Consider the following 20,974-nt stretch of genomic DNA (forward strand, 5'->3'; position numbering starts at 1 on the left):
CGAGGATTGTGTAATGAAAAGCCTGAGAGAACGCGCCGCTGAAGGCCTCAAGGCTGGAGACAGTTTCACCGTGAAGCGCTGTTTTTCGGACGAAGATATTCGTCAGTTCGCAGCACTGTCTCGCGACTACAACCCCGTTCATTGCCACGCGGGATACGCAGCCGTGCGCGGTTTCGATGCACCGATTGCCCACGGCTTGATGACCGCCAGCCTGGTCACCGAAATTGGCGGGCAGATCGGTTGGTTGGCTAAAGGAATGAGTTTTGAGTTCAAAAGGCCGGTTTACGCGGGCGAACAGCTGCAATGTGATTGGTTGATCGCGCACATCGATGAACGCGGCCACGCGACAGCCGAGGTTCGGGTAGTCAATGCGCAAGGTGTCACGGTGCTGGTGGCAAAAACCAGCGGCGTACTACCCGGCCCGCAGGAACGCGAATGCCTGACACAGATGCTGTCCGAGGGCGACCCAACCAACGGCGCACAAACCCGTGGGACCGAGGCTTGCTCGCAATGAACGGTAACGCGATGCATCAGCCCAAACACCGTGGGAGCAAAGCTTGCTCGCGATGAACGATAACGCAGTTGTGTTAGAACCGACGCCATCGCGAGCAAGCTCAGCTCCCACAGGGATTGGGTTTAACACCGTGGGAGCGAGGCTTGCCCGCGATGAACGATAACGCGGTTGTGTCAGACCCGACGCCATCGCGAGCAAGCTCAGCTCCTACAGGGGTTGGGGTTGACCCTGTTGGCCGGGGTTGCTTCTACCCGGCTTGGCTGGCAGGCGATTGTGCAGGGAGAAGGCGATTCCGGTCGCGCAGCGCTATTTCCTTCACGCGTTCCAGGCTGCGGTTTTTCGCTCGGGCTTCAAAGCCGCCCTGCTCGAACAGCGGTCTCAGCTCTTGCGCCCTTTTCATCCCGATGCGCTCGATCAACCAATCCTCTAACTGCACATCCAAAAACGGAAACGCCCTGCCGGTTTTCCTGCACAGGGCCAGTGCCCGCAGCTCGGTCATCTGGATAATGTCCGTGACGTCGCCATCCATGGAAACCAGCGTCGGAATATAGGCAGCGCCAAGCGGCAGGCCTTTAGGGGTGACCATGTCATCCATTATTCTCAACATGAACACGTCCCAGACGCAGCCCTGCAATACGGCGTTCGCTTTCTTTTTGGTTTCAATAGAGTTGAGTTTTTTGGTCAAGCCGGTTTTCCCTTTGAAAAGGATATCCGAGCAGATCCGCAGTTCTCTGACCATGACGGTGTGCAGCTCTTCGCACATGAACTTTATGAGTTCGACGAGCTTGTGCGCGGGTGATTTTGTCGAGGCGCCATCGATGATTTTTGTGCGAACAATCATCGCCTCGATCAACAGCAATCTGGACGCTGTTTCCTCGGCCAGTGCGTCGGTCAGGAAAGCTGCGATCATCTTGTCCGCCGCCAACTCCGACTTTTCTCGATGGCGACTCAGAAACCTTTCGCTCCATCCCTCGCCCAGGGGATCGTCATCGTCATGCATCGCGATAATGGCCGCCAGATTTTCCCGGCACGCCGCGTGGGTCTTGGCGCCCCAACTTCTTTGGCATTCCCACAAGTAATAAAACGGATTGAGCGTTTTCAGATCCTGCAGAGTTAACACTTCTCGAATACCGGAAATGAATGCAGGCAAGTCCTTCGATTTGGAGACGCCGTAGGACGCTTTCATGATGAAGGTCGCAACGTTGGAGTCCGCGTAAACGCCATAACCTATCGGGTAGCTGATTGGCGCGGTCGACGTTGCAAACTCTTTATCCAGAACTATCAGCGAACGCCCGCGCATGGCGGTCGAGACAATTCCGTTCGCGCCGAAACTGCGCCTGGCAATCTTGAAGGAGCCTCTGTCATCGGTGCAGGCATACAAAATCCGCCAATCACGCAGAATCTCGAGGTTTTCTTTGAAGATTTCAAAAGCGTCCGACGCATCGTCTGCGGAACACACCGCATGAATGGCGGACTGTACGTCAAACTCCTCGAACTTCGGTGTCTTGCGCGACCGCAAAGAAGCCGCCATGGAATAAAACTTACGCAAAACTGATTGATAAAAGTCCTTGAGTGTCATCAGCAAATTCCTTTTCGTTTCTTGATCCGTCAATTCTGTAGTGAGGGAGCAAGCCCCCTCACCGGCCTGAATTATCCAGGCTTGTGGTTATCCAGCAACCGATTGACCGCTAACTCGCCCATCGTGATTACCCGTTGCAGCACCAGCAGCGCTTGCCGTCGCGGGTTGTCCGTCAAGCCAACCATGTCGTTGACGATGATGCTGGCGGAGGCCAACGCATCACACGCATCAACGAGTAAGGTCTCGTCGTCCGCGTCTGCGTCGATGGCAAAAATGTTGCTGGGTTTGCGTGGCGCTATCTGCGTTTTCGTCGCCCCGGGATTGAGGTAGTACTCGAGCGCGCGGTCTGCCGCGACTTTCATCTTTGCGGGATCAAGATCGAAAGAGGCGTCGTAAGGTACTGGACCGGTATTCGGGGGATTCGGCGTTACTTTGAACATATTGATAACCCACAATTAGAGCCACAACCTTTCCCTACTAAAAGAAGGGTGGCGGCTGTACGCAGGTTAGTAGACCGGGAGGATTATCAAAACCGGCGCGCTCGAGAGCGCCCTGCGCACAACCACCATCAAAAACAGGCAACACCTGAAAGGATGGGGCTTATGCATCTTGATAAAACTCTCGAGCTACTAAACCCGACCACTGATGAGCAGTGGCAGGCAAACGATAGGGCTCAAGAGCGAGGCGCACAAGCCGGCGGATTCTGTCTTAACCGTAGGCAAAGGCACAAGGTTTTGTAGTCTTCAGGACGTTTCAACGGGTGTCGCCAAACAGATCCCACTAAACATGTTTAGAAGCCAGCAAACAGCCACCAGCCCCGTTGTAGACCTCGAAAAACCTGACGACCGACATCTCTGATTACAGTCAATCGCGAACCTTTCGCCACCAAACCGCGTCCGAGCTAGGGTCTTGATGCTTACCGCTCGCCGCGAGGTTCCTGTTTGAAAGCTGCCATCGTTGAAAAATACCGCTTGATGATCAAAACCATGGGCTATGTCGGCTGGGCCTTGTTCTGGCTGCTGCTGTGGGACATCGCGGTCACCATGGACTACATGTTGTTCCTCAACACCAAGATCAACCTGCCGCTGATGCCCCTGACTTTGCTGGGTTCGGCGCTGATCGTGCTGATCAGTTTTCGCAACAGCAGCGCCTACAACCGCTGGTGGGAAGCCCGCACGTTGTGGGGCTCGATGGTCAACAATTCGCGCAGTTTTACCCGGCAAGTGCTGACATTGCTCGACGACACCGACGGCGAAATCAACCCGATGAAGTCGACGCTGGTGCGTCGCCACGTCGCCTACGTGAACTGCCTGGCCGCGCACCTGAAGGGCGAGCCGTGCCCTGACGAGGTTCGCGCATTTATCCCGGCCGAAGAGTTCGCCCGCAGCGCCACCACCAACAACTTTGCCAACGACGTGCTCAATGGCTCGGCCGCCCTGCTGGCCCTGGAATACAAGGCCGGGCGGCTCGACAGCATTCGCCTCACGCGGCTGGAATCGACGCTTGTCGAACTGTCCAACAGCCAGGGCGGCATGGAGCGGATCGCCAATACGCCGCTGCCCTACCCTTACGTTTACTTTCCACGGCTGTTTATTTCGCTGTTCTGCCTGATCGTTCCCGTCGGCCTCGTCGAGTCGCTGGGTTGGTTCACCCCGCTGGCCTCAACCGTGGTCGGTTTCATGCTGTTGGCCATCGAACGCATCGGCACCGACCTGCAAAGCCCGTTTCGCTCAAGCGAACATCAAATCCAAATGGAAGCGATCTGCGAAACCATCGAGAAAAACCTGCAATCGATGCAGCGTGATTCATTGGGCAATGACCGGATTGGCTGAGCCGTTTTCATCGCTGTCACCAAGGCTGGCGGCCATGGCTGCCAAAGAAGCCACCGGTGGGCCCGTCATCTCCAATCAAAGCGAACTTGAGCGCTGTCGCTGCACCCTCCTGCGGCGTCAAAACCCCGGAATTGCCGTTCAAATCGGTGCGCACGTGGCCAGGCTCGACCGCGTTGACTTTAATACCCAACGGCTGCAGTTCTTTTGCGAATGCCACGGTCACCGCGTTCAGCGCGACCTTGGACGCGGTGTAATCCAGCAGGTTGACGCTGGAATAAATCGACGTCGGGTCGGTGATCAACGCGAGCGAACCGACGCCGCTGCTCATCATCACGATACGTGCGCGGTCGCCAGCCTTCAGCAGTGGCAGAAACGCCTGGGTCACGCGCACGGGGCCGAACAGGTTGACCTCAAAAACCGCTTTCATGTCCTGCATGCGCACCTCGCTGGGCGCCTTGCTCATGTCTGCGGCGATCCCCGCGTTGTTGACCAGCACCTGCAGCGCATCGATTTCGCCGGCAAGTAACGCGGCGGCGTGATTCACACTCGCTTCATCCGCAACGTCGATGACCAACAGCTTTGCGTCGAGGCCCAGCTCGCGCAAACCGGCGACCGCGTGCTCGCCTCGCACCCGGTCGCGCGCGCCGAGCCACACGCAAAACCCAGCCTCGGCGAGGCCTTTGGCGATGGCAAGACCAATGCCTTTATTGGCGCCCGTGACCAGCGCCTGTCGTTTGTTCGTCATGTTGAGCCCTTGTTTGGGAGAAAACCGACCGCGCATGCACGCTGTTTAAAACAAGCGAGCATGCGCCGTACTTTTTGCTGTTACGCGGTGTGCGCCACAGCGTCGCGTTGCGCGCCTTTGACGTGGTGTTGCAGATCGCCGGCAAAACGCAGCGTCACCTCGCGGCGGCTGAAGCGCCACTGGCCGTAGTGGCGTTCGAACTGGTCGAGGTATTTGCCGGCGCAGATCGGCTGCAACGGGAAGCCGTCAATCTGCTGATGCACCGTGTAATAACTGGCCGAACTGGCCGTTACGCCCGACGGATCTACGTCGATCAGCACATTGGTAATCGAATGCCAGGTGCGTGGCGTGCCATCCGCGTGGACTTGCAAACCGGCTTCGAAAAACCCCAGAAGCCCCTCCAGCGTAGAAGCCTCGGTGCCGAGCACGTGGATCACCGCATGCTGCAAAACCTCGGCGACGCCAGCAAAATCACCGCTGTCGAGGCGATGAATGTACGTGGCGTGGAGGTGATGAATTGCACTTTCGGCCGCCAGTCGCGCGACGATATCCGGGGTGTGGCTGCTGTCATTCATGGCTGTTGCTCCAGGTAAAAGCGTTTCGGGAATCTGTTGTCGAGTCGTGGTGACTCAAATCTGCGAGGCGCCGCCGTCGGCAAACAACTCGACGCCGTTGATGTAGCTCGAGGCATCGCTGGCGAGGAACGCCACTGCCTGGCCGATTTCATGCGCCTGGCCGATGCGCCCCAGGGTGCTTTTTTCGCTCAGTGACTGAATGACTTCCTGCGCGTGTTCGGCGAGCAAGTTGCGCAACGAAGGCGTATCGACCGGGCCGGGGCTGAGCAGATTGATGCGCACGCCGGCCCCTTTGATGTCCACCACCCAACTGCGCACCAAGGCACGCAACGCGGCTTTGGTCGCGCCGTACACGCTGAGGCCCGGGCCGGGATTGATCGACGCGGTGGAGCCGATGATCACGATGCTGCCGCCCTTGCCCATCAGCGTCAGCGCCCCTTGCACGGTGAAGGTCACGCCTTTGACGTTGGTGTTGAAGGCGCGGTCGAAATGCGCTTCGGTGATTTCACCCAGCGGCGCCAGTTCGCCGGCCCCGGCGTTGGCGACCAACACATCCAGGCGACCATGACGCGCCTTGATCTGGCTGAACAAGGCGTCCAAGTCAGCGCCAATCGAAACATCCGCCGCGATTGCGCTGGCGTTATCACCGAGGCTGGCCAGCGCTTCGTCGAGCTGCGCCTGGCGGCGACCGGTAATCACTACGTGAGCGCCCTGCCCGGCCAGTTCCTGCGCAATGGCCAGGCCCAAACCCGAGGCTCCGCCAGTAACGAGTGCGACTTTGTCTTGAAATTGCATGCTGATTTTCCTATGTGTGCCGATAAATTTATTTAGCGGACACTACATAGCGCCAAGCCAGGATGCAAGATATTTAGTGATCGCTACATAGAGTTTCTGTGGATGGCTGGTAATTGCTCTGATATGTAGCGCTCGCTACACTGCTGGCCTAATCGATGAGGTCACCATGAACGACAAGCTCCGCCAACGCCGTCCCGCCTTCGATAGAGAAGCGGGCGTCGCCATCGCTCAGGCGATGTTCCACGAGCGTGGCTTCGATGCCGTGAGCCTGACGGATCTGGTCGAAGCAATGGACATCAAGCCACCGAGTTTTTACGCGGCTTATGGCAGCAAAGCCGAGCTGTTCGAACGCGCGATGCAGCGCTACGCCAGTGAAAATGCGCTGCCGCTGGACAAGTTGCTGGCGCCGGATCGACCGCCAGCCGAAGCCCTGGCTGCGTTGCTGTTAGCGGCGGCCAAGCAGTACGGCAGGGACAACACGCTGCGCGGCTGCATGATTACCGAAGGCCTGCGCGCCGACGATCAAACCGCCCGCAGCATGGCCGAAACGCTTGCCGATGGCGGCATCAAGGCTATCCACGACTATCTGCAAGTGGTTCATCCGAACAATGCGCAGACGCTCGCCGATTTTATTAGCGTGGCGTTGCGCGGGTTGTCGGCATCGGCCTGCAATGGCATGCCGCGCAAACGCCTGATTGAAGTGGCGCAAACCACCGGGCGTTTGATTGCGCACGAGTTGGCCACCGCCAAGGGCTGATCGGCGGCGGTCGTCGCAGGCGTTTTCCGCGACTCACGGAAAAATCTATGCGTTTGTCCTGACCTTTTTGCAGCGCTGGGCCTCCAACCCTGAGACGGCCGACATGGCTTCAATCCCAGACAGCTGATTTCAGCCAAGGACAGACGATGACTTTTTTTGTTTTTCTTCTAGCCTGCGGTGCCGCCGCGAGCACCGGCATCATGTTCAAACCCGGCCCGTGGTATCAAGCGCTGATCAAACCGCGCTTCACCCCGCCCAATTGGTTGTTTCCCGTGGCGTGGACAGCGATTTATCTGCTGATTTCCTGGGCCGGTTATCGCTTGAGCCTGATACCTGGCAGCCAAGAGGTGCTGGCGTTATGGGCCGCGCAAATTGCGCTGAACACCCTGTGGACGCCGGTGTTTTTCGGTGCGCACCGGATTTTCGCCGGCATGGTGATCATCTCGTTGCTGTGGCTGGTGGTCGCGGCGATGGTGGTATTGGCGATGCGCCTGGACGTCATCACCGGGCTGATTCTGTTGCCGTACCTGGGGTGGCTCTGCGTCGCGGCGGCGTTGAACTTTTCGATTTTGCGTAACAACCGCTGAGGTCAATTGCGGCGTCCCTCGGAACGCCGCAAGCAAATTTAAACTGGCGTTACAACGCTGCTGGGCTTCTTGTGCTCAGTTTTTACATATATTAATGGAGCGTGTTCTTCTTGCTCCTTAACAAGAGCCTCTCCTCTTACGATTTTGACAAACCCTCTCATCGAATCAACGGCAAAAAAGCCGAAGCAAGGTAAGGTCACTAAAATCAGCAGCATGAACTTCGGCTCGAGCCCAAATGGTTTAATCAAAAGCAATGGAGAAAAAGCCAAACAAGAGCCCACGAAGTACACAGAAACAAACACGATCTTTCTCCAAACCCTTGAAAACCCGCTCTTGTATTTATCTCGAAATTCAATCCTGTTGCTTTGCTGTTTCAGCTCAACATATTTCCTGGAAAGCACATAATCCTTGAGTCGTCTGTCAGGACTGGTTAATGAAATCAAGTACTTGATCTCTGAAACCTTGATGGATGATGTGCCCGCAAGTGCGTAATACCCACGTTCGATGGCGAGATGGTGGAGCTTTTCATTAGAACTGAGCTCATTCAAAAACTCCTTGGCAAAACGGTACTCGTCTTTTAAACGAAGTTTGCCCCCTGCGGAAAACTCATAAATTATTTTTGCCACACCGGCCATAGCTGCCAATGCAAGAATCACTTTTATAACTAACGCAACGTCCATTTTATCTTCCCTGTTATTGATGAATATCCTGCAACCACCTTGTTTGTACCCCAGTGACAGTAGCAGATTAGAAATTTTTGAGCCTCCATCATCACTAATCTAATTTCCGGACCGTACAATCACCCAAATCATCCCAATACGGCGGCGTGCCAATCGCCTGCAGAAAGTAATCCCACACCACCCGCACCTTCTGTGAACGCAAGCGATTCTCCGGCGAGAGCAAATGTATCTGGCTCGGCGACTGCTCCACCGAGCCTTGCCACTCCGGCAACAGCCGAATCAGTTGCTGATTGACGAAGCTTTCGCGGCTGAACAACCACGACGGAAAAAACACCACTCCCCGCCCCGCCAGCGCCGCTTCCACCAACACTTGGGCATTGTTGCTGCGCAGCGGGCCGTGCACATCGATGATTTCGACATGCTCACTGCCGGATTGGCCGTCGCCGGGCGCGCGGAAAAACCAGCGCTGGGCGCCGCCGGTACCTTTGTAGACCAGGCAGGCGTGGTTTTTCAGGTCTTGCGGCGAGCTCGGTTTGCCGTGTTTTTTCAAGTAGTCGGCGCTGGCGCACAGCACGTATTGCTGATCGCAGATCTTGCGGCCGATCAAACCGGAATCCTGCAGATGACCGACGCGAAAAATGAGGTCGGCGCCCTCCTGAATCGGGTCGATATAGGCATCCGTGACCGTCAGTTCCACGGTCAGTTTCGGGTATTTGTCGTAGAGGCCATTAAGCAGTTTGACGATGTGCAAACTGCCAAACGCTACCGGCGCGTTGATGCGCACCAGGCCACCTGCTTCGGCGCCCTTGCCCATGATTTCTTCGTCGGCGGCGTCGAGCAATTCCAGCACGTCGCGGATTTGCAGGTAATAGCGCTCGCCGGCATCAGTGAGTTTCACCGCGCGGGTGTTGCGGTACAGCAGTTGCTGGCCGACCTCGCGTTCGAGCGCGGCGATAAAACGCGACACCGATGAGGCCGGCACCTGGAAATGCCGCGCCGTCGCAGTGAAGCTGCCGGTCACGGCAACCATTGCAAAGTAGCGGTGCGCTTTCAGGTGCATGGGCAACTCTCATCAGGAAGTTTTTCGGCGGACACAGCAAAACAGCCGTTACAAATGTAACGGCTGTCGATACCTCAGGCCAGCAAAGATCCGGCGCTTAGTCCTGATGCGGGGCGTAGTCGATGTAACCCTCTGCACCACCACCGTAGAAGGTTGCGCGTTGCGCTTCGGTCAGCGGCCAGTTGTTTTTCAGGCGTGCGACCAGGTCCGGGTTGCTGATGAACGGCGTGCCGAACGCGGCAAGGTCGATCATGCCGTCGTTGATCAGGTCTTCTGCGCGAGCGCGCGTCATGCCGCCCGCGAGGATCAGGGCAGTTTGCGCCAGCCTGGATTTCATCGCCGCCAGCAGATTCATAAACGCATCCGTTGGGCCGCCACCGGCATCTTCGGTGCCCGGCGCCGGAAACCCGGATTGGTCCATCACATGCACGTAGGCCAGTTTGCGCGCGCCGATTTCGGCGGCCAGCGCGGTGTAGGTTTCGTCGATTTGCGGGTACCACGGCATGTCGAAGAGTTGCCCGTAAGGCGAAACGCGAATGCCGACGCGCCCGGCGCCGACTCGGGCGACTACGGCGTCGATCACTTCCAAGGTGAAGCGCAGACGGTTGTCCAGCTCGGCAGCGGAGTATTGGTCGGTGCGGTCGTTGACCAGCGGATTGAGAAACTGCTCGTGCAGATAACCGTTGGCGCCGTGGATTTCCACGCCGTCAAAACCGGCTTCAATCGCATTTTGCGCCGCTTGGGCAAACTCACCGACGATGCGAGAAACCTCTTCAGTATTCAGCTGACGCGGCGCTGGCGGTTCCACCAGTGCGGGTTGGCCATCGGCGTCATAACCGAACGCCGTCGCGCCCACCGGGCGTTTGCTGGATGCGCTCACAGGCAGTTTTCCACCTTCCTGAATCGACGGATGCGAAACGCGACCGACGTGCCAGAGTTGCGCGAACATCTTGCCGCCGATGGCGTGCACCGAGTCGGTGGTCAGGCGCCATCCGGCGATTTGCTCGGCGCTGAAGATGCCCGGGTTGAACAGGTAACCCTGGCCCTCGCGGGAGATCGGCGTGCCTTCGCTGACGATCAAACCGGCGGTGGCGCGTTGCGCGTAATACAGCGCAATGCGCTCGTCAGCGACGTCGTTCGGGGCGCGGGATCGGGTGAGCGGCGCCATGACCACGCGGTTGTTCAGCGTGATGTCGCCCATGTTGAAGTCTTCGAAGAGTTTCGACATTTAAGTACCTGCGAATAAGTGGATTGAAAGCTGTGAGCAAGGCCGATTACGCCGCCTCGAACTCACCTGGTAAGGGCTGAATGTTGAAGTTGCGTCGATGCTAACTGGAGGCACGCAGAGCCACAATCCGCCTGAATCGCAAATGACTATTGCTTTTTTAGCAACGCTGACGGTAACGGTGACAACAACGAAGCCGCTGGGTAAGCGGCTTCGTTTGATACCAATCGAGCTGTATCTTCAGGACTGCACGAACGCCAAAAGGTCTGCGCTCAGCCGTTCCTTGTGCGTGTCGGTGATGCCGTGCGGCGCGCCTTCGTAGACGATCAGTTGGCTGTCCTTGATCAATTTCGCCGAGGCGCGTCCCGCCGCGTCGATCGGTACGATTTGATCGTCGTCGCCATGGATGATCAATGTCGGCACGTCGAACTTTTTCAGGTCCTCGGTGAAGTCGGTTTCGGAGAACGCTTTGATGCTGTCGTGGGTGTTTTTGTGGCCACCGAGCATGCCTTGCAGCCACCAGGCATTGATCACGCCTTGCGACGGCTTGGCATCGGGCCGGTTGTAACCGAAGAACGGCCCGCTCGGGATGTCGATAAACAGCTGCGAGCGGTCGGCCAGCAATCCTTGGCGAATGCCGTCGAACACCGACACCGGCAGGCCACCGGGGTTGGCTTCGGTCTTGACCATCAGCGGCGGCACCGCCGAAATCAGCCCGGCCTTTTTCACCCGCGCGGTGCCGTGACGACCGATGTACCGCGCCACTTCGCCGCCGCCCGTGGAGAAACCGAACAGCGTCACGTCGGTGACGTCGAGGTGGTCGAGCAACTGCGCGAGGTCGTCGGCGTAATGGTCCATGTCATTGCCGTCCCACGGCTGACTGGAGCGGCCATGCCCGCGCCGATCATGGGCAATGCAGCGAAAGCCGTTGGCGGCCAGGTGATACATCTGCGCTTCCCAACTGTCGGCGTTCAACGGCCAACCGTGGCTGAACACCACGACCGGGCCGCTGCCCCAATCCTTGTAATAGATTTCCACGTTGTCTTGGGTGGTGAAGGTGCTCATGGTTTTTGCACTCCCTGGGAGTTATGGCGGATGTTCATGGCGTGGTGTCGGGCAATTAACTGCCACAGCATGGTGAGATACAGCGGCAGCCCACTACGTAAAATCGGCAAGTTGCGCCGACAACAACCGCTGCAAATTTGCCTGTTTTACGTAGTGCCGTTTCGCGCTCGGCGCCACGCTTGAGCAAGTCAATCAAGGCAGATAACGCGCCGACATGAACACACCGGACCCTGCACTTGCGACCGCAACCAGCCCTCGCATCAACTGGCAGCAGGCCAAGCGTCAGGCCAGCATCGCCAGGGTGGTGGCGCTGCTGCAAGGCGCCGACGAGCAACCGATTCGCCTGTCTGACCTGTGCCGCCAGGCCGGGGTCAGCGAGCGCACCTTGCGCTCGATTTTCAAGGAAGTGTTCGGCGTCGGGCCTAATCGTTATCTGCATGTTCGTCGTTTGCACCTGGTGCGTGCGGCGTTGTCGATCGCCAATCCGACGACGCAAACGGTCAGCCAGATCGCCCTGCGCTTTGGCTTCTCCGACAGCGGGCGGATGGCCGCCGATTACCATCAATTGTTCGGCGAATACCCGAGCAAAACCCTGTTGCGGACCTTGCTGTGAAGCGGGCCGTGAGGCTGGCTATAAGTGGTTCAAGGCCTTGGCGGCTTTCAGCGATTGCGCGGGCAGCGTGCCGAAATACTGTCGATAGAGGCTGGCGAACCGACCGAAATCCCACACGCCGAAGCGTGCGCAAATGTGCGTGATGGTGTCCTCCGGCCCGGCGTGGCGGATGGCTGCGCGGATCGCGTGCAAGCGGCGGATCATCAAATAGCGATGCGGGCTCATGCCGAGGTATTCGTTGAAAACATTGCGCACCGTGCGCTCTGACGCGCAGGTCGCCTGGCAAATGTCTTCGGTGTACACCGACTGGATGTCCAGGGTGTCGAGCAGTTCCAGCGCGCGGCGCAGGATGTCTTTGTGGTCGCGGTTGTGGCGAGGCGCCGCGTGCACCGGATCGACCGGCAGCAACAGGCGAAACACCACGTCCATCACCTCGGTGCGCGCGGCCTGCTCCGCCGCGTCGGTGTGCAGCGCTTGCGGTGCGTGGGCGTCGATGTGAAACAGCCGCCGCGCCAGCCATAACAATGGCCCGAGGTGGCGCTGGGCATTGCTCACCAGGTTGCGATGCAGCAGCGAGAAGTCGAATTCGTCCTCGCGCATCGCCGCCCAGCGCAACACCAATTCGCAAGACATCGCCACCGTCAGCCAACTCGCCGGGCTCTTCGCGTTGATGTGGAACATCGCGTTCGGCACCATCCAGCCGACCCGCCGACGGTTGAAGGCATGGCCGTCGACCACGGTCGACTCATGCGCGGTCAGCGGCACGAAAATATTGAAGTAACCTGGCAGGCCGATCCCGGTGTAGACCGTGCCGGCGCCCTCGCGGCCGCTCATCAGCGCCACGCCATTGAGGTCGACGACGTTCAGTTGCCAATCGCGCTGCTGCCGCGTGCGCAGCACATATCGGCCCTGCACGCCGTATAACGCCTCTTCGAACTCATCGAATTCCGAGCAGATCAACTGCACCATCGACGCACCTCAATCATCCCGGACAGCAGACGGCAGCCTCCATGCCAGTTCGGTCCAGGTCATCAGCATAGACGACGAAAACGGCAGGCCAGGCGACGGCCCATGCCGCCCATCCGCCCGCCGTTTTCAATGGATCAACGGTCCAGGTATTCGCTGGTGGAAATGACCGGCGCGTAGCCGAACGCGAGTGCCGCCATGAACGCCGCGTGTACCTGCGCGGCGGGCACCTTGACCCCGTTGAACTCCATGTCCAGCGTGGCGCAGGCATCGTGCAGCACGGTGGTGGTGTAGCCGAAATCCACCGCCGCGCGGGTCATGCCGTCGACGCACATGTGGCTCATGTTACCGACCACCACCACTTCGTTGATGCCGTGCTGATCGAGGATGTCCTTGAGCTCGGTTTCGCGGAACGAGTTGATGTAATGCTTGAGCACCACCGGCTCGTCCTGACGGTTTTTCGCACTTTGGTGGATCTGCGCGCCTTCGCTGCCGGGGCGGAAGAACGGCGCGTTGGCGTCCTTGAATTCATGGCGGATATGCACCACCAGATCACCGCGCTCGCGAAACCGCTCGATGACCCGCGCGGCTTGTGCGGCGGCCTCCTCGACCTGCGTAAGCGCCCAGCGGCCGCCGGGGAAATAGTCGTTCTGGATATCGACGACCACCAATGCTTTTTTGTTGGAATCGCTGCTGCTCATGAGTGTTCTCCACGTAACGGATTGACGGGTTGACGGGTTAACGAGGGCCAGGTGAATTCAAAGAACGCTGCGCAAGTCGGTCTCGGTCTCAGTCTCGGCTTGGGCTTCGGCTTCGGCTGCGACCGTGCTCGGGCTCAGATTCAAGGCTTTGGCCACGCCGGCGCCGTAGGCCGGATCGGCTTTTGCACAGTTGTTGATGTGTCGCTGTTTGATCAGCTGCGGCGCATCGCCCATGGCCCGCGCCGTGTTGTCGAACAGCAATTGTTGTTGCAGCGAGGTCATCAGGCGAAACAGCTTGCCGGGTTGCTCGTAATGGTCCTCGACGAGGCTCTGGTCCCAGTGCCCGGCATCGCCGTCGAGCGGCAAGGTCGGTTCGTGCAACTGCCGATGGTCCTGCCATTCGCCGAAGCTGTTGGGGTAATACGACAGCGTCGAGCCGAGGTTGCCATCGGTGCGCATGGCGCCGTCGCGGTGATAACTGTGGAACGGGCAGCGCGGCGCGTTGACCGGGATGTGATTGAAGTTGACCCCGAGGCGATAACGTTGCGCATCGCCATAGGAAAACAGCCGCGCCTGGAGCATTTTGTCGGGCGAAAAACTCACGCCGGGGACGATATTCGCCGGGGAAAACGCAGCTTGCTCGACCTCGGCAAAATGGTTCTCGGGGTTGCGATTGAGTTCGAGAATGCCGACCTCTTGCAGCGGGTATTCGCCGTGCGGCCAGACTTTGGTCAGGTCGAACGGGTTGTGCCGATGCGTGCGCGCCTGCTCTTCGGTCATGGTCTGAATGCACAACTTCCAGCGCGGGAAGTCGCCGCTTTCGATGCTTTCGTACAAGTCGCGCAGATGACTTTCACGATCGGCGCCGACCACTTCCGCCGCTTCGCCGTCGCTGAGGTTGGCTATTGTTTGCTGGCACACGAAGTGGAACTTGGTCCACACGCGCTGGTTTTGCGCGTTGATCAGGCTGAACGTATGGCTGCCGAAACCGTGCATGTGCCGGTAGCTGCTGGGGATGCCGCGATCGCTCATGATGATCGTGACCTGATGCAGCGCCTCGGGCAGCAGCGTCCAGAAGTCCCAGTTATTGGTTGGCGACCGCAGCCCGGTGCGCGGATCGCGCTTGACCACATGGTTGAGGTCGGGAAAACGCAGCGGGTCGCGGAAGAAGAAGACTGGCGTGTTGTTGCCGACGATGTCCCAGTTGCCTTGATCGGTGTAGAGCTTGACCGCAAAACCGCGAATATCGCGCTCGGCGTCGGCAGCCCCGCGTTCGCCGGCCACCGTGGAAAAACGCACGAATGCCGGGGTTTGCTTGCCGATGTCGGCAAACAAGCTGGCCTTGCTGAAATGGCTGATGTCGGCGGTCACGGTGAACGTCCCGTAGGCGCCGGCGCCCTTGGCGTGCATGCGCCGTTCGGGGATCACCTCGCGGTCGAAATGGGCGAGTTTTTCCAGCAGCCAGATGTCTTGCAACAACGCCGGCCCGCGCGGCCCGGCGGTCTGGCTGTTAAGGTTGTCGATCACCGGGGCGCCGGTGGCGTGGGTGAGGTTTTTATCGTTCATGTGGGCGACCTCTCACGGAAAGGACTCAGTTGAAGCGAACGCATGATCCGAGAATCCCCAGCGCCGGACTACGTAAAAACGGCAAATAGTCGGGCGTCGCGCGCGGGGTTGATGGGCGCAATCTCGTGCGTAGGCTCGGACGCAATAACGGCTAATCTGAATAGACCAGCCACACGGCCTCACACATTTTGGGGAACGAGATGATTGGAAAAACTGCGCGGCAGTGCTCGTCCTGGCGCCTGCCCTGCCTGATCGTCATCAGCCTAACGCTGACGGCGGGATGTTCGAGCAGATCAAGCTCGACGCAGGGCTCAAGCTGCTATGCCAAAGCCGTGCCGACGGCCGGCGAAGGAGGTTTGGCCTGGGGCGACAGTTTGCACATGGCGCGTAAAAAGTCCCTGGATAACTGCTTCCGTTACGCCAGCCGCTCGGGTGGTACGCCGAAAACCTGCCAAGTGGTCTTGGCCAAGTGCAAGAACTAGCCGAAAAGCGCTGAGTTTGAGCGCGGCGCCGCAAAAAACTGGAACCTCACCCGAGCCTGCCAATCAACCCTATATAGATTCAGGTTGAGGAAGGTGTGTGATGACGGCGAGTGAGGACTTGATGGACTGGAATTCACGCTGGCGAATAGCCAACGGGGTCGTCTGGTGCCGGACCTGCCACGCCCGGCAACCCGAAGTCGAGCGCCCCGCCGCGTTCGCCCATTCCCCCGGCTGCGGGCGCGCGCAGCAGCGGTGTGATCCGTGGGATGAGTTGGATGGGATCTGCAAAAAATTCGACAGCGGTGACTGAAACAGGCATCCGGTGCGGCTGGCGATTGCGAGAAAACACCTCGCGCAGAACAGTTTTCCGACACACAGCACCTCTATTCAGCGCTAACCGCTCACCTTTCCAGCATTGCGGCCGATGTCTCTACCTCAGGGCATAGGAGCAATACTGATGAGAAACAATCAACCCGTCACGCAGCGCGAGGTCAGCCTCGGACCTCAACAAAAACTCATCTCGACCACGGATGCACGAGGCGTCATCACGTACTGCAACGATGCGTTTGTCGACATCAGCGGTTTCGACAAAGTTGACCTGATCGGCGCGCCGCAAAATATCGTCCGCCACCCGGATGTGCCCTCGGCCGTGTTCGCCCATATGTGGGCCGCGCTGAAGCTGGGCAAACCATGGATGGGCATCGTCAAGAACCGTTCGAAAACCGGCGATCATTATTGGGTCAACGCTTACGTCACGCCGGTTTTTGAAGGCAGTCAGGTGGTGGGTTATGAGTCGGTGCGGGTCAAACCGACTGCCGAACAAATCCGCCGCGCTGAAGCGCTGTATAAACGCCTGAGCCTGGGCAAATCCGCCGTGCCGGTTGGCGATAAATGGCAACCCGCCCTGCTCGCTTCGCTGCCGGTTTTGGCCATGGGTTTGGTGGGCACCTTGGGCGGCGCTTATCTGGGCATGGCGCCAGCCATCGCGCTGGCAGTTGCGGTGTCGGTGCCGATCGGTCTGTTCGTTTCGCGCCAGCAGAATCAAGGCGCGTTGCGTTTGCTGGACATGGCCGAAGCATCCACCTCCGATGCCTTGCTGGCGAAAATGTACAGCGACGAACGCGGCCCGCAGGCACGGCTGGAAACCGCGTTCGTCAGCCAGGCTTCGCGGCTCAAGACCTGCCTGACGCGCCTGCAGGACACCGCTGAGCAATTGAATCAATTGGCCGGGCGTTCTGACGGTCTGGCCGCCGACAGTTCGCGCGGGCTGGAACGCCAGCGCGTCGAAACCGAGCAAGTATCGACGGCGGTCAATCAGATGGCCGCGACCACCCAGGAAGTCGCCAGCCACGTGCAACGCACCGCCGACGCCACTCAGGAAGCTAATGTGCTGACCGGGCGTGGACGCGAAGTTGCGCGCGACACCCGCGAGGCGATTCAGCGTCTGTCGGTAGTGGTCGGGGAAACCGGGGCGACGGTCGCGCAATTGGCCAAGGACAGCAACGAAATCGGCACCGTGGTTGACGTGATCAAAGGCATCGCCGACCAGACCAATCTGCTGGCGCTGAACGCCGCCATCGAAGCCGCACGCGCGGGCGACATGGGCCGGGGTTTTGCCGTGGTTGCCGATGAAGTGCGCCAGTTGGCGCAACGCACCACCGAGTCCACCGCGCAGATCCACAGCCTGATTTCCAAGTTGCAGGTGTCATCGAACAACGCGGTGAAAACCATGGAAAGCGGACATCGTCAGGCTGAAGAAGGCGTGGCGTGGGTGCTCGAAGCGGACAAGGCGTTGGTCGGCATCAGTGAAGCCGTGGCCAATATCACCGACATGACCACGCAGATCGCCGCCGCGACCGAAGAGCAAACTGCAGTCGCCGAGGAAATCAGCCGCAACATCACCACCATCGCCACTCTGGCCGATCAGACGTCCGAACAGGCGCGGCATTCGGCCGAATTGAGCAAGGAATTGACCGATACGGCCAAAACCCAATATTCATTGGTTGAGCGCTTTAATCGATAAATCTTGCCGCCGCGATCCGGACCGCGCGCCAACCACAGGTTATGCGCGTAAACGGGTCGAGTGCGGTGGTTGATCAAGACACCAGCAACGCCTGATGCACTTCAATCGAAGGCACCGCGCCCTCTACGCGCCGAGTGTCGAGCCAGCCTCGAGTCTTTGCGACGTCGAAAATCTGGCCCTGATCCATCAGGGCCAGAATCAAGTCATCGGAGACCCGATAACGCCCGCAATCCGGGCAATCTCTTTCTTCCCAAGGGCCGTCGCACAGGATGCGCTGGGCGGCACCGACACAAATCAGACAATTCATCGCGATCACCCTTTTTCTTGTTGTACACGATCCGTCGTGGGCCGCTTCGATGTGATCTTCATCGGTGAGCGATCAGTTATTTGCTCTCGTCAGCCTTGCCCTATTGCATCTGCACGGAGGATTTGGTGCCGTCGGTGTTGTCCTTGGTTTCGTTGTTCGAGTTGTCGAAGCAACCGTGCAGCATGAACAAACTGCAAAAACCCAGGCTTACGTATAGCTTTTTCATCAAATAGCTCCTGTTAACGCAGCCCCCGGATGGGGCTTAACGCGGCTCCCGGATGGGACAGCCGTTGTGCTCCGCGCGAAATCCGGCGGACATTTCATAGGATGGCTTACGAACGCGCATTACGCCTCCCAATGGACGATGTGCCGCCAGTCCATGCCAGGGACTGAAGGCCATTGCGTCATCGATCTGGCTGACTTTTTCGGTGTCCCATGAGGCCTGGGCCGGCACCTCAATGCGCGCGACCGTGACGTAAGGGCTGAGCTCTTCGGGCCAGACCGCCGAAGCGTCTTCGATGGGCATTTTTTCCAGGTCGGTGGCCAGTTGCACGCGCACTTCCCACGTGCCGCCATTCACCGCGAAATACTCCATGACCGCTTCGCGCAAGCCGTCAGGGTTGCCGCCGAAATCGACGTGACGATCGGTCAACGCAGTGAGACTGGCCGCAACCGGCACCACTGACAATTTTGCGTAATGCACGCCGTAGAGCGTCGGCACTACGGTGTAGAAGGTTTCGCCGAGGATGTGGGTTTGCGGATGGCCACCGAGGCTTTTCAGCGTGCCGCTCTCGCCGCCCATGGCTTCGATGGTCGATTCCACGCCCCGCAGCAGCGCCGAGAAGGCCTTTTTCATGCCCGGTGCTTTGTCAGTGGTTTTCGCCAGCAACTTCAGGGTTTTCAGAAACGCCTTGGGGGTCGCGGCAGTGAACGCCTTGGCGTTTTGCATCACCAGATCCTGCGTGGTCTCACCTTCGCTGCCCGGCAGGCGCGGGCCCTCGACGCCGATGATCTTCAGCGCCAAGCCTCGCGGTGTTGAAACCTTGTCGTCGAGGATGTCGCCCGGATTGGTCGAAAAACGCATGACCACCGGCAACGTCTGTGGCTTGGCGAACGCACCTTGCGCCAGTTCCGGCGGCAGATTATCCAGCACCGTGATGTGCCCGCGCAGCAAGCCGTGCGCCTTGGCGTGCACGCTGCGGGTGGCGTGGCCGTTGTCTTTGTAGGTGGTTTCCAGGATGGAATGCAGCGCTTCAGCCAGCTCTTTACTGGTCTGCGCTTCGTCTTCGGGGATCTGTTCGAAGGACGGCTCGAAGAGCAAGGGTTTCACCGCAAAACGTGCTGCCGGCAGGTCGTTCATCTCACTCTCCTCATCGTGTCTCAAGCCATGGCGTCTGCGCGCGGTGGACTGGAGAGCAACAAACTTTTATTTGAATTCAGGGGCTCACTTTTATCTGTCAAAACCAACGGCAGGACGTTCAAAAAATCGCCGCAAACGGCGGACCGGCGGTTTGCCCCGAAGGCTTAACTGCCGACAATCTGAATTTTCCGCGTGCCACGGCGTCTGCTTTTTTAGCAACAATCGGTTGAGCAACAATCGGTTGAGCAACAATCGGCTGAGCAACAATCGGTTCAAAAATGCAGCTAAAGGAGCAAACAAGCTTGGCCTATCTAGATTGGGTGCAGTGGCCGGCGATGCTGGTGACGGTACTGGCTGCGTGGTTGATCGGCTCGCAACGCCCGAAACGCCGAATGACCGGGTTCTTCTGTTTCATCCTGAGCAATATTCTGTGGAGCATTTGGGGCTTTTATGCCGAAGCCTATGCGCTGATCGTTTTGCAGATTTGCCTGTGTTTGATGAACCTGCGCGGCTGCAAGAAAAACTTTCGTGGACAGTGAAAATCAAGACGCGCGATGGCCGAGCAAGTTCTTGCGAAAACCCCGCGCGTTCATCCCCAGCAACACGCATTCCAGCAAGATCAGCGCGTAAGCATCTGCATGTAGCCCCCAGATAACCCACAACGCATTGCTGGCGATAAAGCCCCAAAACGCGAACATGCGCCGCCGCGGGCGCTGCGAACCGACAAACCACGCCGACACCACCGTCACCACCATCGCCGGCCATTGCAACGCGTCGATCAGTTCGATGTTCACGGCGCGGCGCCTGCATTCATCGACGGATTAAGCGAAGCGCCGAGCGAGGCCAGATACTCACCAAAACCGCCGCGGCATTTGAAATCGCGACGTGCGCTGGTGACGACCGGGTTGGTTGCGGTCCAGACAATTCGCGCGCCAGTTCGCTCAAGATCGGCCACCAGGTGAACGTCTTCGTGTGCCTCCAGGTGCTGAAATCCGCCAGCGTTTCGATAGGCTTCGGCGCTTAGCCCAAGGTTGGCGCCGTGGATGTGCCGGTGATTTTCGACGAATTGGTAGAGCTCCAGATAACGTGAGCGCACCGATTCGCCGTGATCGTTCCAGCTATCAACTTCGACCGTGCCGCACACCGCGTCAGCCTTGAAACCCAGCTGTCGGGCCAGCCAATCGTGCGGCACCACGGTGTCGGCATCGGTGAATGCCAGCCATTGCGCGCCGGCGCTGAGCAACTGCTGGGCGCCCGTCGCGCGGGCGCGGCCAACGTTCTGAAAGGTCACTTCCAGTTGCCCGACGCTATGCGCTGCGACCCGTTGCGCGGTGGCGTCCGAACACGTATCCAAGACCACCAGCACCGCCACGCGCTGGCCACACAGGTCAGGATGCTCGGCGGCACGCAGGACGGAGTGCAGGCAATCGGTGATGTGTTTTTCTTCGTTATGCGCAGGAATCACAACACCGATCATAAACGGCTCCTCGTTCAGGCGAAGTGGACGGTCTCCAGCTATCGACACTCGCCGTTCGAAGAAGG

General features: G+C 58.8%; 25 protein-coding genes. 8 read left to right on the plus strand and 17 right to left on the minus strand.

Annotated features, from left to right (window positions below):
• Nucleotides 1-13: 13 nt before the first annotated feature.
• Entirely contained in the window at nucleotides 14-514 is a 501-nt protein-coding gene (locus FBY12_RS06370) for a MaoC family dehydratase (RefSeq protein ID WP_121731986.1), read from the plus strand.
• Between the two features lie 247 nt (nucleotides 515-761).
• Here FBY12_RS06370 and FBY12_RS06375 read toward each other — a convergent pair whose 3' ends face one another.
• Together FBY12_RS06375 and FBY12_RS06380 are read right to left on the minus strand one after the other, a co-directional pair.
• Nucleotides 762-2,093, minus strand: a complete 1,332-nt coding sequence (locus FBY12_RS06375; RefSeq protein ID WP_145252096.1) for a hypothetical protein — start codon at nucleotides 2,091-2,093, stop codon at nucleotides 762-764.
• Nucleotides 2,094-2,164: 71 nt separating this feature from the next.
• Nucleotides 2,165-2,533 (minus strand): DUF6124 family protein, encoded by a 369-nt coding sequence (locus FBY12_RS06380; protein WP_145252098.1) that lies wholly within the window; start codon nucleotides 2,531-2,533, stop codon nucleotides 2,165-2,167.
• Nucleotides 2,534-3,034: 501 nt separating this feature from the next.
• Here FBY12_RS06380 and FBY12_RS06385 point away from each other — a divergent pair.
• Complete coding sequence (locus FBY12_RS06385; protein ID WP_092280420.1) at nucleotides 3,035-3,925, plus strand: bestrophin family protein; 891 nt, start codon at nucleotides 3,035-3,037, stop codon at nucleotides 3,923-3,925.
• Between the two features lie 16 nt (nucleotides 3,926-3,941).
• On the opposite strand, the gene FBY12_RS06390 is transcribed toward FBY12_RS06385, so the two are convergent.
• The 3 genes from FBY12_RS06390 to FBY12_RS06400 form a co-directional block, all read right to left on the minus strand.
• On the minus strand, nucleotides 3,942-4,670 hold the full coding sequence (locus FBY12_RS06390; RefSeq protein WP_121732066.1) for an SDR family oxidoreductase: 729 nt from the start codon (nucleotides 4,668-4,670) through the stop codon (nucleotides 3,942-3,944).
• A gap of 80 nt (nucleotides 4,671-4,750) precedes the next feature.
• Nucleotides 4,751-5,245, minus strand: coding sequence for a nuclear transport factor 2 family protein (locus tag FBY12_RS06395; RefSeq protein WP_145252100.1), 495 nt, complete (start codon nucleotides 5,243-5,245; stop codon nucleotides 4,751-4,753).
• A 54-nt stretch (nucleotides 5,246-5,299) separates the two neighbouring features.
• On the minus strand, nucleotides 5,300-6,040 hold the full coding sequence (locus tag FBY12_RS06400) for an SDR family NAD(P)-dependent oxidoreductase (RefSeq protein WP_145252102.1): 741 nt from the start codon (nucleotides 6,038-6,040) through the stop codon (nucleotides 5,300-5,302).
• Nucleotides 6,041-6,206: 166 nt separating this feature from the next.
• On the opposite strand from FBY12_RS06400, the gene FBY12_RS06405 reads away from it, so the two are divergent.
• The gene (locus FBY12_RS06405; RefSeq protein WP_145252105.1) at nucleotides 6,207-6,797 is read left to right on the plus strand and encodes a TetR/AcrR family transcriptional regulator; all 591 of its coding nucleotides are present in this window, start codon (nucleotides 6,207-6,209) and stop codon (nucleotides 6,795-6,797) included.
• Nucleotides 6,798-6,943: 146 nt separating this feature from the next.
• The gene (locus FBY12_RS06410) at nucleotides 6,944-7,384 is read left to right on the plus strand and encodes a TspO/MBR family protein (RefSeq protein ID WP_145252107.1); all 441 of its coding nucleotides are present in this window, start codon (nucleotides 6,944-6,946) and stop codon (nucleotides 7,382-7,384) included.
• A gap of 38 nt (nucleotides 7,385-7,422) precedes the next feature.
• On the opposite strand, the gene FBY12_RS06415 is transcribed toward FBY12_RS06410, so the two are convergent.
• The 4 genes from FBY12_RS06415 to FBY12_RS06430 form a co-directional block, all read right to left on the minus strand.
• Nucleotides 7,423-8,064, minus strand: a complete 642-nt coding sequence (locus FBY12_RS06415) for a hypothetical protein (RefSeq protein WP_145252109.1) — start codon at nucleotides 8,062-8,064, stop codon at nucleotides 7,423-7,425.
• Nucleotides 8,065-8,158: 94 nt separating this feature from the next.
• Nucleotides 8,159-9,124 (minus strand): LysR family transcriptional regulator, encoded by a 966-nt coding sequence (locus FBY12_RS06420; protein ID WP_145252111.1) that lies wholly within the window; start codon nucleotides 9,122-9,124, stop codon nucleotides 8,159-8,161.
• A 97-nt stretch (nucleotides 9,125-9,221) separates the two neighbouring features.
• Complete coding sequence (locus FBY12_RS06425) at nucleotides 9,222-10,352, minus strand: alkene reductase (RefSeq protein WP_145252113.1); 1,131 nt, start codon at nucleotides 10,350-10,352, stop codon at nucleotides 9,222-9,224.
• 237 nt (nucleotides 10,353-10,589) lie between these two features.
• Complete coding sequence (locus tag FBY12_RS06430; RefSeq protein ID WP_145252115.1) at nucleotides 10,590-11,414, minus strand: alpha/beta fold hydrolase; 825 nt, start codon at nucleotides 11,412-11,414, stop codon at nucleotides 10,590-10,592.
• Between the two features lie 214 nt (nucleotides 11,415-11,628).
• Between FBY12_RS06430 and FBY12_RS06435 the strand changes: the two genes are divergently transcribed.
• Nucleotides 11,629-12,027: a helix-turn-helix transcriptional regulator gene (locus FBY12_RS06435; protein ID WP_092280406.1), complete on the plus strand. Its 399-nt coding sequence runs from the start codon at nucleotides 11,629-11,631 to the stop codon at nucleotides 12,025-12,027.
• An 18-nt stretch (nucleotides 12,028-12,045) separates the two neighbouring features.
• Here FBY12_RS06435 and FBY12_RS06440 read toward each other — a convergent pair whose 3' ends face one another.
• The 3 genes from FBY12_RS06440 to FBY12_RS06450 all read right to left on the minus strand — a co-directional run bounded on the left by FBY12_RS06440 (nucleotide 12,046) and on the right by FBY12_RS06450 (nucleotide 15,260).
• Nucleotides 12,046-12,996, minus strand: a complete 951-nt coding sequence (locus FBY12_RS06440) for an AraC family transcriptional regulator (RefSeq protein WP_145252117.1) — start codon at nucleotides 12,994-12,996, stop codon at nucleotides 12,046-12,048.
• 134 nt (nucleotides 12,997-13,130) lie between these two features.
• Nucleotides 13,131-13,694 (minus strand): cysteine hydrolase family protein, encoded by a 564-nt coding sequence (locus FBY12_RS06445; protein ID WP_145252119.1) that lies wholly within the window; start codon nucleotides 13,692-13,694, stop codon nucleotides 13,131-13,133.
• Nucleotides 13,695-13,751: 57 nt separating this feature from the next.
• Nucleotides 13,752-15,260: a catalase gene (locus tag FBY12_RS06450; RefSeq protein WP_145252121.1), complete on the minus strand. Its 1,509-nt coding sequence runs from the start codon at nucleotides 15,258-15,260 to the stop codon at nucleotides 13,752-13,754.
• 200 nt (nucleotides 15,261-15,460) lie between these two features.
• On the opposite strand from FBY12_RS06450, the gene FBY12_RS06455 reads away from it, so the two are divergent.
• Together FBY12_RS06455 and FBY12_RS06460 are read left to right on the plus strand one after the other, a co-directional pair.
• Nucleotides 15,461-15,742, plus strand: coding sequence for a hypothetical protein (locus FBY12_RS06455; protein ID WP_145252124.1), 282 nt, complete (start codon nucleotides 15,461-15,463; stop codon nucleotides 15,740-15,742).
• A gap of 517 nt (nucleotides 15,743-16,259) precedes the next feature.
• A complete protein-coding gene (locus FBY12_RS06460; protein ID WP_371927388.1) occupies nucleotides 16,260-17,765 on the plus strand; it encodes a methyl-accepting chemotaxis protein in 1,506 nt (501 codons plus the stop codon).
• A gap of 73 nt (nucleotides 17,766-17,838) precedes the next feature.
• On the opposite strand, the gene FBY12_RS06465 is transcribed toward FBY12_RS06460, so the two are convergent.
• The 3 genes from FBY12_RS06465 to FBY12_RS06470 form a co-directional block, all read right to left on the minus strand.
• Nucleotides 17,839-18,072, minus strand: coding sequence for a hypothetical protein (locus tag FBY12_RS06465; RefSeq protein ID WP_145252128.1), 234 nt, complete (start codon nucleotides 18,070-18,072; stop codon nucleotides 17,839-17,841).
• A gap of 100 nt (nucleotides 18,073-18,172) precedes the next feature.
• A complete protein-coding gene (locus FBY12_RS27800) occupies nucleotides 18,173-18,298 on the minus strand; it encodes a hypothetical protein (protein WP_256663268.1) in 126 nt (41 codons plus the stop codon).
• A gap of 36 nt (nucleotides 18,299-18,334) precedes the next feature.
• Nucleotides 18,335-19,432 carry a catalase family protein gene (locus tag FBY12_RS06470; protein ID WP_145252130.1) on the minus strand — a complete coding sequence of 366 codons (1,098 nt, stop codon included), beginning with the start codon at nucleotides 19,430-19,432 and terminating at the stop codon, nucleotides 18,335-18,337.
• 302 nt (nucleotides 19,433-19,734) lie between these two features.
• On the opposite strand from FBY12_RS06470, the gene FBY12_RS06475 reads away from it, so the two are divergent.
• Nucleotides 19,735-19,971, plus strand: a complete 237-nt coding sequence (locus FBY12_RS06475) for a hypothetical protein (protein ID WP_092280394.1) — start codon at nucleotides 19,735-19,737, stop codon at nucleotides 19,969-19,971.
• Between the two features lie 3 nt (nucleotides 19,972-19,974).
• Here FBY12_RS06475 and FBY12_RS06480 read toward each other — a convergent pair whose 3' ends face one another.
• On the minus strand, nucleotides 19,975-20,187 hold the full coding sequence (locus FBY12_RS06480; RefSeq protein ID WP_371927389.1) for a hypothetical protein: 213 nt from the start codon (nucleotides 20,185-20,187) through the stop codon (nucleotides 19,975-19,977).
• A gap of 35 nt (nucleotides 20,188-20,222) precedes the next feature.
• Nucleotides 20,223-20,909: a glycosyltransferase family 2 protein gene (locus FBY12_RS06485; protein ID WP_109503770.1), complete on the minus strand. Its 687-nt coding sequence runs from the start codon at nucleotides 20,907-20,909 to the stop codon at nucleotides 20,223-20,225.
• Nucleotides 20,910-20,974: the final 65 nt, after the last annotated feature.

The organism is Pseudomonas sp. SJZ131, assembly GCF_007828705.1.
In the GTDB taxonomy this organism is placed as follows: Bacteria; Pseudomonadota; Gammaproteobacteria; order Pseudomonadales; family Pseudomonadaceae; genus Aquipseudomonas; species Aquipseudomonas prosekii.